This is a genomic window from Acinetobacter puyangensis (assembly GCF_900096995.1).
Lineage (GTDB): Bacteria > Pseudomonadota > Gammaproteobacteria > Pseudomonadales > Moraxellaceae > Acinetobacter > Acinetobacter puyangensis.
This window is the reverse complement of the sequence record NZ_OANT01000014.1, coordinates 66,984-79,344: the sequence shown is the minus strand read 5'-3', so window position 1 is coordinate 79,344 and position 12,361 is coordinate 66,984. Positions and strand designations below refer to the sequence as shown.

At 39.9% G+C, this 12,361-nt stretch carries 11 protein-coding genes and 1 tRNA gene; 4 read left to right on the top strand and 8 right to left on the bottom strand.

Annotated elements, in window-relative coordinates:
* Positions 1-730: 730 nt before the first annotated feature.
* Both CRO21_RS16455 and greB read right to left on the bottom strand, forming a co-directional pair.
* Positions 731-820: transfer RNA gene (locus CRO21_RS16455), tRNA-Ser, on the bottom strand.
* 103 nt (positions 821-923) lie between these two features.
* Entirely contained in the window at positions 924-1,397 is a 474-nt protein-coding gene (greB, locus tag CRO21_RS16450; RefSeq protein ID WP_097080397.1) for a transcription elongation factor GreB, read from the bottom strand.
* Between the two features lie 348 nt (positions 1,398-1,745).
* Between greB and CRO21_RS16445 the strand changes: the two genes are divergently transcribed.
* Positions 1,746-2,858, top strand: coding sequence for a transglycosylase SLT domain-containing protein (locus CRO21_RS16445; RefSeq protein ID WP_097080396.1), 1,113 nt, complete (start codon positions 1,746-1,748; stop codon positions 2,856-2,858).
* 54 nt (positions 2,859-2,912) lie between these two features.
* Here CRO21_RS16445 and CRO21_RS16440 read toward each other — a convergent pair whose 3' ends face one another.
* Together CRO21_RS16440 and ttcA are read right to left on the bottom strand one after the other, a co-directional pair.
* Positions 2,913-3,296 carry an SCP2 sterol-binding domain-containing protein gene (locus CRO21_RS16440; protein ID WP_097080395.1) on the bottom strand — a complete coding sequence of 128 codons (384 nt, stop codon included), beginning with the start codon at positions 3,294-3,296 and terminating at the stop codon, positions 2,913-2,915.
* A gap of 253 nt (positions 3,297-3,549) precedes the next feature.
* Complete coding sequence (gene ttcA, locus CRO21_RS16435) at positions 3,550-4,464, bottom strand: tRNA 2-thiocytidine(32) synthetase TtcA (protein WP_228150482.1); 915 nt, start codon at positions 4,462-4,464, stop codon at positions 3,550-3,552.
* A gap of 536 nt (positions 4,465-5,000) precedes the next feature.
* Here ttcA and CRO21_RS16430 point away from each other — a divergent pair.
* Both CRO21_RS16430 and htpX read left to right on the top strand, forming a co-directional pair.
* Positions 5,001-5,846 (top strand): lytic transglycosylase domain-containing protein, encoded by an 846-nt coding sequence (locus tag CRO21_RS16430; RefSeq protein WP_228150481.1) that lies wholly within the window; start codon positions 5,001-5,003, stop codon positions 5,844-5,846.
* Between the two features lie 114 nt (positions 5,847-5,960).
* Complete coding sequence (gene htpX, locus CRO21_RS16425) at positions 5,961-6,860, top strand: protease HtpX (protein ID WP_097080392.1); 900 nt, start codon at positions 5,961-5,963, stop codon at positions 6,858-6,860.
* 34 nt (positions 6,861-6,894) lie between these two features.
* Here the strand turns inward: htpX and CRO21_RS16420 are convergent, their stop codons facing one another.
* The 4 genes from CRO21_RS16420 to CRO21_RS16405 form a co-directional block, all read right to left on the bottom strand.
* Positions 6,895-7,275, bottom strand: a complete 381-nt coding sequence (locus CRO21_RS16420) for a VOC family protein (protein ID WP_097080391.1) — start codon at positions 7,273-7,275, stop codon at positions 6,895-6,897.
* Between the two features lie 12 nt (positions 7,276-7,287).
* Positions 7,288-7,869, bottom strand: coding sequence for a DUF4112 domain-containing protein (locus CRO21_RS16415; RefSeq protein WP_097080390.1), 582 nt, complete (start codon positions 7,867-7,869; stop codon positions 7,288-7,290).
* A gap of 93 nt (positions 7,870-7,962) precedes the next feature.
* Positions 7,963-8,250, bottom strand: coding sequence for a DUF3817 domain-containing protein (locus tag CRO21_RS16410; protein WP_097080389.1), 288 nt, complete (start codon positions 8,248-8,250; stop codon positions 7,963-7,965).
* Positions 8,251-8,308: 58 nt separating this feature from the next.
* The gene (locus CRO21_RS16405; protein WP_097080388.1) at positions 8,309-11,407 is read right to left on the bottom strand and encodes an efflux RND transporter permease subunit; all 3,099 of its coding nucleotides are present in this window, start codon (positions 11,405-11,407) and stop codon (positions 8,309-8,311) included.
* Positions 11,408-11,888: 481 nt separating this feature from the next.
* On the opposite strand from CRO21_RS16405, the gene CRO21_RS16400 reads away from it, so the two are divergent.
* Positions 11,889-12,329 carry an ABZJ_00895 family protein gene (locus CRO21_RS16400; protein WP_097080387.1) on the top strand — a complete coding sequence of 147 codons (441 nt, stop codon included), beginning with the start codon at positions 11,889-11,891 and terminating at the stop codon, positions 12,327-12,329.
* Positions 12,330-12,361 lie beyond the last annotated feature (32 nt).

Below are 12,361 nucleotides of genomic sequence, written 5' to 3'. Positions count from 1 at the left end.
AGACTATAATCTCGCTGTGTTCGTTTAAGTGGTGTAGTCATAACACTCTCCATAATTTAAGAATGAAAAGTGTCAACTTTATTTAGGATGGGACACAGTAAGTAAATAAAAGGTCGCTTCGGCGGCCTTTTTTATTGATAAATATAAATTGACGAAATAAGGACTCCAGACCACATTTAGTACAAGGATAGCTTGTCGGCATCAACAAAACCTAAAGTGATTTTCATAGAGTAACGTGAATTCGGGATAAGATGAGTAGAAGAAATTGGTTTCGTAGCAGCGTCCTCTGCTTGTTCTAGGTCATAAGCCATATATACTGCAAGGATTTGTAAAATAATGTTTTTCAATTAATTTAGTTTTTTAGTGGTATTTGACCGAGTTTGCAGTGATCAGCTTTACGGAATATATTCCTCATGCGCAAGATGGTTTTGCCCTTGCGTGGTCACACCACTCTTCCCGAAAGCCTTGCGAGGCAATGCCTCTTAGATCGAACCTGAACAAGATTTAAATATATTTCAATCGCAGTGCAAGACCTTGCGGCATACATGCCTCAGGTTTATCCTAAAATATGCCTAATTTTGTAAAACTCCGTCGTGATTCTTTCATTGGAATTAATTTATTCATACATAACAAGGACTCTTATCCCGAACTGACGTTATGTAGGTTACAATATGGGCAAAGTACAGATAAAAAATAAGCCCTTGTAAAAACAAGGGCTTATTTAAATATTTGGCGGAAGCGGTGAGATTCGAACTCACGGAGGACTCGCGCCCTCGTCGGTTTTCAAGACCGGTGCATTAAACCGCTCTGCCACGCTTCCAGTGGGCGTTATCTTATAAAGATTTTAGGCAATTGGCAAATAATTTTGTTAAAATTTACAGCCAATTGAATAAAAACAAAACAATCCGGCACTTTTTAAACCATTATTTGTACATAATCTGGTTGATAAACCAGGTTTTTTTACCGCTTGGCGTCACCACCTCTATTTCATCATCGACAGATTTACCTAGCAATGCCTTGGCCATGGGCGAATCAATGGAAATATAGCTTGGATTGGTATCAAAAATTTCATCTACACCCACAATGCGTAAATTTATTGTTTCGCCCTGTTCATTTTCAATCTCAACCCATGCACCGAAATAAACTTTTCCTTCCTGGATAGGTGAATATTCGACAATTTTTAACTCTTCCAGACGTTTACCCAGATAACGTACCCGGCGATCAATCTTTCTTAACAATTGCTTATTATATTGGTAATCGGCATTTTCACTACGGTCACCCAAACTTGCAGCCCAAGTCACTTTTTTGGTAATTTCAGGTCGTTCCACATACCAAAGTTGCTGTAGCTCCTTGGCCAGTTTGTCATGTCCTTCTTGGGTAATCAGTACGGATTTCATATTTCCATTACAACCTTTACATTTCTTGCATCAAAAGATAATAAAAATTTATCAAAACTAGCACTGCACTTCACAATTAAAATCCACAATAAAACATTAATTTAGCTTAAGTTGTAACAAATAATTTGTACAAAATTTGACTAAAATCGATTTTATAGATAGAATGCGCGCCTATCTTAGGTTTTTGCAATATCTCTGTATATCTTTTATTCATTTTTTGTAACCCAGCTTAAGCCTTTTCTTTCTCAGTTTACGTGTCGTATATGCGTCATGTTATCTACCCACAGTTAGTTTTGTTCAAGAATCAATTTGACCTTGTGACAACGATTCACTTGTTGCGGAGACACAATGAAGCCCACTCCACAGTCTCGATCGAGGCAATGCCTCAATCAGCTTAAATCTCGCCCCAGACTCAAAATTTCCTTACTGATCGCCGCAATTATCCCAATGAGCTTTAATGTCACTCAGGGTTATTTGCATCCACAGTCATTAGAAGACAATCATACTTTAACCGTTGTGGCAGTACAAAACCCGACAACTGTATTCCAAAATGATGGATTTACCCATGGTTTTGGCTATGATTTGGCGCGTAGTTATGCCAAAAGTATGAACCTAAAATTAAATCTTGTCACTGTAGATGACAATAGCACTGCCCTGAAATGGGTAAAAAAAGGTAAAGCACAATTTGCTTTAACAACAGCCAGTTTAAATCAGATTGAGAACGTACAATTAGTTGCGGTTGAAGGCAGTTGCGGTGCCCAATCTACCCTGCAAAAATATGGCTTGAATAGCAATATTTCATGGGTTTTTAAATCGGCAGAGGATCCATTGGCGGTCACCGCTACGGGGCACTTATGCCAGAGCAAACAAAATGGTGAAATGCAACGTCTGGCATCGTTTTATGATCAAAACTATGTCAATCAACAGGATTTAAACACCGTTACCCGTAATTTACAGCAACGTTTACCCATTTACAAAACCAGCTTTAAACAAAGTGCACAGCAACTTAACTTGGATTGGCAATTTCTGGCAGCCATTGGCTATCAGGAATCTTATTTAAAGCCTGAGTCTGTTTCTCCAACCGGTGTGCGTGGTGTGATGATGCTTACGCAAAATACAGCCAAAGCCATGGGTGTGGCAGATAGAACCAATCCGGCACAAAGTATCCAAGGCGGCGCAAAATATTTTAATTTAATGCTGAAGGAATATCAGGATATCCCTTATCCAGACCGTAATTGGTATGCATTAGTGGCTTATAATATGGGCCCCGGTGCAGTCAATCAGATTCGGTCAAGATTGCAAAAACAGGGCAAAGATCCAGATCAGTGGCTACATCTCTATCAATATCTGGAAAATAATCAGCGCGCCAATGCCAGACATAAACAAGCCATTCAGTATGTCAAACGTATCCGTATTTATCTGGAACACATCAAGACGACCGAGCAGCTTGCTCAAATCTAAGCCATAAAAAACCTCGAATCCGAGGTTTTTTTACAGCATATAGATGACAAACGTTTAAGCAGTATGCTCGAGAATACGTTTGAATAGTGTTTTTTGTTCAGCACTTGGCTGTGCAGTTTGCAATGCCATCAATTGGCTCATATCGCCCTGTACTTTGATTTTACCGGTCATAAATGCCTGCATTGCCGCAGCCATATCAAACTCTAAAAATACTTTACGCAGGGTTTCTGCATCCATGTTTAAAGTGGTTTTCGCATTATCAGCAAGTCCCTTTTGGATTTTACCACCAGCAAGCGATAATTGTGTCTCACCATCAGCATCTGTAACCACCAAATTTAAAGCTAAATTTGCAAGTGCAGGCGGTAAGTTTAAATCTCCCGCTTCAGTGGTTAATTGATCAACAGTAGAGAACCAATCATCAGTTAAAAAAGCAGGCATGTTTATTCCTCAATTTCTTTGTAAGACCGTCATGGAGATGATTCAAGCATTTGTTGCTTGTACATCGTTATATCCTTAATTGTTTATACCATGCCTAGCAAAAAAAGCGATAGGTAATTTTTTACTTGCGATTCATTTTTTAGGTCAATTATAAGCCGATATGAGGATTATCCTCTACTCGGCACTTAACAAAAAAATTCATAGAATCAAAACCCTAATCAACAGGATGAGGGCAAAAAAACCAATAATTTGCTTAATCAGCAGCAATGCTCAAATTTACCACATCCAAACGATTCTTCAATTCTTCGGGACTTTTTAGATCAAATTCACGCTCGGAATCCAGAATCTCAAAGTCAAATAATTCACGATCTGCAAGTTGTGAAGGAGAAACATTCTGCAATGCGCCAAAGATGCTGTGTAAACGCTTTGGATATTGCTTATCCCACTCTCTTAACATCTCATTGATCATGGCACGTTGCAGATTCTCCTGAGAACCACATAAATTACAGGGAATAATTGGAAATTGGCGTAATTCCGCATATTTAATAATGTCTTTTTCTTCCACATATGCCAGTGGACGAATCAGGATATTTTTCTTATCTGAAGATAATAATTTAGGCGGCATAGCCTTTAAACTACCGCCGTGGAATAAATTTAGGAAGAATGTCGCCATAATGTCATCACGATGATGGCCCAAGGCCACTTTGGTTGCACCAATTTCTTGTGCAAATCCATATAATGAACCACGGCGCAAGCGAGAGCATACTGCGCAATAGGTTTTACCTTCAGGGGTTAAACGTTTGGTAATACTATAGGTATCTTTTTCCAGAATATAATAAGGAATATTATTTTGTTCTAAATATCTCGGCAGCACATCTTCGGGAAAACCAGGTTGTTTCTGATCCAGATTCACGGCCACCACATCAAAATTGATCGGTGCAATCCGTTTAAACTGCAACAGGATATCCAGCAAGGTATAACTGTCTTTACCGCCAGAAATACACACCATGATTTTGTCGCCTTCTTCGATCATTTTAAAATCACGAATCGCATGACCCACTTGACGACGTAATTTTTTCAATAAACGATAATAAGCCGAGCTGGTAGGCAATTCTGGCTTAAAGTTAAAACCTAGGCTTGAATCTTCGACGGGCGTAAATGCTGACACGTTCTTTTCCATACTCAGAAAAAAATAAGGCAGCCATTTTACCCTATCTGCAACATTTTACACAGTCATCTCAATCAGCTTTTACTCAAAATATTTGTAATATGCACTTCTGTTTGTCATTAAAGCATCATCATCAACTGCTAATCTTTCTGATTGACCGCTAAGCTATTGATGAAAACCTCATTTTTTTGTTTTCCACAAAACCTGTGGATAACTTTATGGATAACTAGGTGCTTGACAAAAGCAGAGCAAGTAAATTTAAGGCATCTCATTAGATTGGTTAATTTTTAATCACTATTTTTTATTAATTAATTTCAATAACTTAAATAAAGCAAGCCTTTTATTTAGAAAAATTTTTAATTTATTTTGAAAATTTTTCGATAAAATGAATGTCAAGTTTTAGCAGCGATTTTTTAAACAGTTAAACCCTATTTTGTAGAGTTTTTTTTACAACTGATGTTTTTTTGATACACTTCTTTTGCTTTAACTACAAATAATTTTTTCGGCGGCGTGGCATGAATAAAAAAATGATATCTATGACTGTATTACAAAAAATCAGCACAGCGATAATTTTGATATCAGGTGTTCAACAATTCAGCCATGCAGGTAACTTATATGTTTATCGTGATCATCAAGGTACAGCCTTACTCACCAATAAAAAAGTGAATAGTGGCAGTTATAAGCAAGAAAAAGTGACGTACTATCCCGATACCAATGTGCATCGTTATAAAAACTGGGGCAATTCAGAAGCATCTGTGTTGCCTAGTTTTAGCCGCTCAAAAGATACCTATGACCATATTATTCGTATTGCTGCGCAAAGCTATGGCGTTTCCGAAGGTTTGCTGAAAGCAGTCATGCATACCGAATCCAGCTTTAATGCCTATGCCCGCTCACCAGTCGGTGCTCAAGGCTTGATGCAACTCATGCCTGCTACCGCACGTCGTTTTAATGTGAATAATGCTTTCGATCCACACCAGAATATTCATGGCGGCGCGAAATATTTAAGCTGGCTGCTCAAACGCTTTAATGGCAATACCAGTCTGGCTCTGGCTGCCTATAATGCGGGTGAAGGCAATGTTGATAAATATGGCGGTATTCCCCCCTTTCGTGAAACTCGCGACTATGTGAATCGAGTGATGAGCCGCTATCAGAATCTTTATGCAAGCGGACTGAATCTAGCCCATTCTGCTGCTAATTCCTCTAGCAGCAATGCTCAGGATGTCAAAGTCCTTTCTGCCTCAAGTCAATATACGCCGAGCGCGTCGTCTACACCCAAGCGGGAAATCGTCTATAGTGAGGGTGTTTATACCGACCGTGCAGCAACACGCACCTATGTCACCGATGCAGCGATTGTCACCTCGAATATTCGTATTAGTGAATAATTTTTTTACATCTTGAAATCTCATTCATTTCCCCCATAAAAACTGACATGCTATAGTCATGTTTTCAGGTGATATGAGTCACTTACTTTTTTATTTTTTTAGAGGATTACGTTCATGATGCGGATTGGTTTGTTTTTGCTAACCAACCTCGCAGTTCTAGTAGTTGCAGGTCTTATTTTATCTATCCTAGGTGTTGGAAGTTATCATTCCGCAGGCGGATTAAATCTTGGCAGCCTACTAGTCTTCTGTTTTGTCTTTGGTATGGTGGGATCCCTAATCTCATTGTTCATGTCAAAATGGATTGCGAAAAAAACCACTGGTACACAAATTATTGAGTCTCCCCGTAATCAAGCGGAACAGTGGTTATTACAAACCGTTGCAGATTTATCACAACGTGCAGGCATTAAAATGCCGGAGGTTGGGATTTTCTATTCGACTCAGTCCAATGCTTTTGCAACAGGCTGGAACAAGAACGATGCATTAGTCGCCGTGTCATCTGGATTGCTGGAAAGAATGTCGGCAGATGAAGTACGTGCCGTACTTGCACATGAAATTGGTCACGTTGCCAATGGTGATATGGTCACATTGTCTTTGGTACAAGGCGTGGTCAACACCTTCGTGATGTTCTTTGCACGTATTGTCGGCGACTTTATTGATCGTAATGTGTTTGGTCGTGGTGACAATGAAGCACCGGGTATTGGCTATTTTGTCACAACCATGGTACTGGATATTGTGTTTGGTATTCTGGCAAGCACTATCGTGCTGTGGTTCTCACGCTATCGTGAATATCGTGCCGATGAGGCAGGTGCTCGCCTTGCGGGTAAACAAGCGATGATCTCTGCCCTGCTTCGTTTGAAATCGGAATCAGAAATGCCTGATCAAATGCCCAAAGAAATGCAGGCTTTTGCGATTGCTGAAGGTCAACATCAAGGCTTTAGCCTAGCAGCATTATTTCACACTCATCCAAGTATTGAGCAACGGGTTGCTGCCTTACAAAAACTCGATGTTCGATAAGTAAAACCAAAATGCTTCTTTCGAGAAGCATTTTTTAATTTGTACCATTTTGATTTAAACTCAAACAGCGCAATAGATTGCCATTTATATCAATAATACTAAAACGTCTGATCTGAGCATCCTGTAGAATTTCAGTGATTTTGACTGGTGTTGTATATTGTTGCCAGTCCAATGCCGACCATACTGCATGAAGTCCATCCAAATCCCGAACCCAAATGCATACGCTATGATCTGATTGTGATGGCCGTAAGGTGCTGTACAAGAAAAACTCTATTTCTAATGGTCCTCTGACCAAGATCATCCATTGATCGGAAAGATATTGTGCATGAAAACCCAAATTTTGATAAAAGGCCAAGGTATCTTCAAAATTCAATGCAGGTAAATTGGCACTGACATGATCCTGTTTGACTCCCATTCATGCTCCCTTTTAAATTTTTTGCCAGATGTCCAGATGCCAAAGCCATTGTAGGCCTAGGATTAATAAAACCCCCAAAGCAATAATAAAAATCAAACCCAACAGATCTGGAATACGCAACCACAACCAGCTCACTACCGGATTACGCCAAAATGCCGAATGTTGCTGCTTTTGTTGCAGCGCTTCGTGTAAAAATGGATGCACGACATGAATATCACTTTGAATGGCATAATGGTCGCGGATATGCGCGTGCACGATGTCCAATGTCTTACGACTAGGGCGTATAAAAATGTCAAAAACCGTCCCCAATACTGGAATAAAACCGACCAGCATATCAATTACAGCAAGTCTGATCACACCATTAAGTTTACTTTGCGGTACGCCTACTTCTCTGGCTTTTTTAAATGCATAAATGGTTAATACAAAACCCGCAATATCTCCGGCAAATGGAATCGTACTTAAGGCAGCATCTGCCCCGACGCCTTGTTTGGTAAACGGAATCCGCACCAGACTATCCATGGTATTGGCAAATTTTGCCAGATCACGCTCTATCGCAACCACCTCTTGCTGCGTCAACTTTTTTTGTTCTGACATATATTTCGCTCGATTTACTGGTCATAAGATTTAGGCTGAAGAAACGTTCTATATCATTACTCATATGCCGTAATCATCAGCATCCGCCATGGATTAATGTGGATCAAGTTGTTTAAGTTTATGATCAAAAACAAATGGGCCAAATGGTAAAACCGCGGCAATCAGACCTAAAATAAAAATGCGTAAAGGCCATTTTTTCTGGACACAGCGCAGCAATAACATGCCTAAAAATAATAAAAATAAAACCCCATGTGCCATACCAACATATTTGACTGCTATAGGATTATCCCAAATATACTTCAGGGGCATGGCAATCAATAATAATACCAGAAATGAAATCCCCTCTAATGTCCCGACTATACGAACCTGTTTGGTATCCACTGCTTAACTCCTTTAAATATTAACCTGATATATCGCTTGAAAAATATATACTTTTATATTAATCCGCTGCATTTACTGCGTGTTTACGTTGACGAATAAGAACATACATCAGTGGGATAAAAATTAAAACCAGAATTGTGCCAAATAATACGCCACCAAAAACACTGTATCCGATGGCCTGACGACTTAACGCCCCAGCACCTGTTGCCAGCATCAATGGCACCACCCCTGCCCCAAAAGCAATCGAGGTCATCAAAATCGGTCTTAAACGCAGTGCAGCAGCATCTAAAGCCGCCTCGTAGGCGGTTTTGCCCTGGCGTTGTATTTCTGCTGCAAACTCCACCATTAATATGGCATTTTTACAGGACAGACCAATCGTGGTAAGTAAGGCAATCTGAAAATAAATATCATTGGGAAAAGAAAACCATGCACTAAATAATATTGTGCCTCCGACTCCAAGCGGAATTGCTGCCAAAACAGCTGTCGGAATTGACCAGCTTTCATATAATGCTGCCAGACACAAGAAAATAAACAAGACAGAAACCAAATATAAGCCCAAGGTTTGATTGCTGGATTTTTGCTCCTGATAGGACAAACCACTCCATGACAACTGTGTATCAGATTGACGATTTACCAAGTCACTGAGTGTCTGCATGCCTTCGCCAGTACTGGCATTACTGTTGGTATCTGCTTCCAGTTCCAGCGCCGGATAACCCATAAAGCGTTCCAATACAGGCGGTGCACCTTGCCATTTCACATGAGCAAATTGGGAAAACGACACCATTTGACCGGTCGCATTTTTGACATGCCAATAGCGCATATCTTCAGGTTTTGCACGAAATTCTGCATCACCTTGCAGATAGACACGTTTAATTTTGCCACGATCAATAAAATCATTGATATAGCTGCCACTCCATGCAGTGGACAGGGTACGGTTGACATCAGCAATATTTAAGCCGAGTTTCATTGCCGAGCGCGGATCAATTTCAACATTCAATACCGCCTGATCCGCATTGGTTTTTTTATCCATATTTTGAATGACATTACTCTGGTTCGTCTGCTGTTGTAATTCATCAAAACGCTGTAATAATTTTTCCCGACCAATCCCTTCCACATCCTGCAAGAAAAATTCCATTTTATCCGAAGCGCCCAATCCACGAATGGCCGGTGGTAAAATGACCGAAATTCTGGCCTGTGGATGTTGGGAGAAATGTTTTAATGCTCTGGCACGAATCGCCTGAATACTATCCTGCTTATTTTTGCGCTCATCCCAGTGTTTAAACGAAATATAAGCCTGCCCCAGATTTTGTCCTGTCCCAGAAAAGTTACGCCCCAATACCACCATAATCGCATTAAGATTATTTTTTTCCTGCTGCATAAAATAATCCGAAATCTGTTTGCCTACTTGTTCTGTCTGTTGCATCGGCGTGCCTTCAGCTAAACGGAACTGTACCCCAAGCATGCCCTGATCTTCCTGTGGTAAAAAACTGGTCGGCAAATCCCGATAAATCCAGCCAAAGCAGACAATCAATACAGCAAATACAGTCAGGGAAATATATTTAAATCGGATCATTGCTCTGGAAACATGAAGATAACTGTGTTTAAGTCGATCAATCCCACGATTAAACCAAATTGCCCATTTGGCTTTCTTTTGTTGTGATTTTAATAACAAAGCGCATAATGCTGGCGTTAAAATCAACGCAACAAGTAATGACAAAGTCATTGCAGATACGAGAGTAATTGAAAACTGTCGGTAAATCACCCCTGTTGCCCCACTAAAAAATGCCATGGGTATAAATACAGCCGTCAACACTAAAGTAATGCCTATTAATGCCCCACTGATTTCCTGCATGGATTGAATACTTGCCTGTTTCGCATCAAGGTTTTGCTCATGCATAATGCGTTCGACATTTTCGACCACGACAATCGCATCATCCACCAGCAGACCAATTGCCAATACCAGTGCAAAAAGCGTTAATGTATTAACCGACATGTCAAAAACCGCCAATAGCACAAATGTTCCCAGAATGACCACAGGAACAGTCAACGCAGGAATCAAGGTTGCACGCCAGCTTTGTAAAAACAGAAACATCACCACAACCACCAAAATAATGGCTTCAAACAGCGTCCAGATCACCTGCTTGATCGACTCCTGAACGAAAGGCGTGCCGTCACGTGGATACAGCACTTTATAGCCTTCGGGAAGATGTTTTTTGAGCTCGTCAACTTGTTGATAAATTGCTTCAGAAGTTTGAATCGCATTTGCACCTGATGCCAACGATACTGACAATCCGGAGGCTGGATAACCATTTAAACGGTTAAAAACCTGATAATTTTCTGCACCGATCTCAACCCTGGCCACATCCTTTAAATAAACAAAACTGCCATCAGCATTGGCTTTTAAAATAATCTCTTCAAACTGTTGCGGTGTGCGTAAAAGCGAACCAGACGTGACTTTGGCATTTAAATATTGATCTGCTGGCATGGGTAAATCGCCAATTGCCCCTGCCGCCACTTGTGCATTCTGGGTTTCAATCGCAGTGCGAACATCGCCCACCATCAAATTATATTGTTGTAGTTTTAAAGGATTCAGCCAGATTCGCATGGCATATTGAGAACCAAAGACATTAATTTCACCGACCCCTTCCAGACGGGATAAACTCAATTCAAAGTGGTTGCTTAAATAATCCGAAATATCAATATTGCTGGAGCGACCGCTTTCATCATATAAACCGATGACCAGATAGCTATCACTTAACGATTTAAAGACCCGAACACCTTGTCGCTGCACATCATCAGGTAAACGGGAAATTGCACTATTGATTGAATTTTGTACTTGCACTTGTGCCTGATCTGGATCAGTTCCTTGCTCAAAGTACAAACTGATCTGGCTACGTCCGGTTGCTTCACTTCTAGAACTAAAATACAGTAAATGATCAATGCCTTTGATTTGTTGTTCCAACACTTGTGTAACACTATCCTCAACCTCCTGTGCTCCGGCACCTGCATAAGTTGCAGAAATGGTGATCCGAGGCGGTGCAATATCCGGATACTGCTCAACAGCCAGATTGTTAATCGAGAATAACCCTGCCGCCATCACAATAATGGCCAAGACAAAAGCAAAGATAGGTCGAAAAATAAAGAAACGAGAAATCATGCAATATCAGACTTTAGGTTGGTGCGACACGGTGAAGCTTAGGCGCAATATGAATGAGTGTAATTCCTTTTTGAATCTAGCATAACTCCGGCGGTATTCACGTTAAAATTCTGATAAGTTTCGGAATTTTTACAAAAGAAAATATTTTCTCCATCATCACGCAGACAAAAGAAAACCAGTTAAGATGCGAGGCTTAACTGGTTTAACATACAATGCTTTATATAAGATGCCATATATTACACAAAGCGTTTCAAAAGAAAGTCAGACCACCAATCCGGTAAGTCGTACAAAAAGGATTAAAATGTACGCTTCACTTGCAGATGCCATGCAATTTTTTCAGTTATCGCTGGTCTTACTTTCTATAACGTCATGAAGATCGTATTGGTTGACAACTTATTTAAAAAATATTTAAAAAAACTATTTTTTTGAATATTTTTTGTCATGTTATGATGGTGATAACTTAATTCACGTTTACTTTCATATGACACGCTTGTTAGCAAATTATGCAATTTTTTCATTATGGCTAATTATTTTTACCGTTGTGCTGGGTTTTTTAGGTATGTTGTCAGCACAAATTGTCAGCATGTTTGCATTACTGCCGTATTTATTGGCTTTCTATCTCATGGCACTGCGTTTTGTGAAAGTCAACAAAGTACTTCCTAGCTCCATGCAGCGCTGGCAACTGAGTATTGGGTGTGCCAGCATTTTCTGGCTATATAGTATTGTGGCAGGATTAATCGGATTGTTTATTGCTCAGGGTCGTATTGATTTTGCTGCAATCCAGCATGCCTTCAGTAGTGGCGCATTTGTCATTGTATTTTTGGGAATTTTCTTTATCTTAAATGCCTTTCTAGTTTTCCTTGGCTATTGGTTTCTGGGTAATCCAACAGCCAAAATGCTAGCCCATCATCACAAACCTTAATACAAACTTTTAAAACCAAAGTTTAGAAAAAA

Coding starts and splice junctions, on each gene's coding strand:
- greB (WP_097080397.1), bottom strand. CDS start 1,397: ATGAAATCCGTACTGATTACCCAAGAAGGACATGACAAACTGGCCAAG.
- CRO21_RS16445 (WP_097080396.1), top strand. CDS start 1,746: ATGAAGCCCACTCCACAGTCTCGATCGAGGCAATGCCTCAATCAGCTT.
- CRO21_RS16440 (WP_097080395.1), bottom strand. CDS start 3,296: ATGCCTGCTTTTTTAACTGATGATTGGTTCTCTACTGTTGATCAATTA.
- CRO21_RS16430 (WP_228150481.1), top strand. CDS start 5,001: ATGACTGTATTACAAAAAATCAGCACAGCGATAATTTTGATATCAGGT.
- htpX (WP_097080392.1), top strand. CDS start 5,961: ATGATGCGGATTGGTTTGTTTTTGCTAACCAACCTCGCAGTTCTAGTA.
- CRO21_RS16420 (WP_097080391.1), bottom strand. CDS start 7,275: ATGGGAGTCAAACAGGATCATGTCAGTGCCAATTTACCTGCATTGAAT.
- CRO21_RS16415 (WP_097080390.1), bottom strand. CDS start 7,869: ATGTCAGAACAAAAAAAGTTGACGCAGCAAGAGGTGGTTGCGATAGAG.
- CRO21_RS16405 (WP_097080388.1), bottom strand. CDS start 11,407: ATGATTTCTCGTTTCTTTATTTTTCGACCTATCTTTGCTTTTGTCTTG.
- CRO21_RS16400 (WP_097080387.1), top strand. CDS start 11,889: ATGACACGCTTGTTAGCAAATTATGCAATTTTTTCATTATGGCTAATT.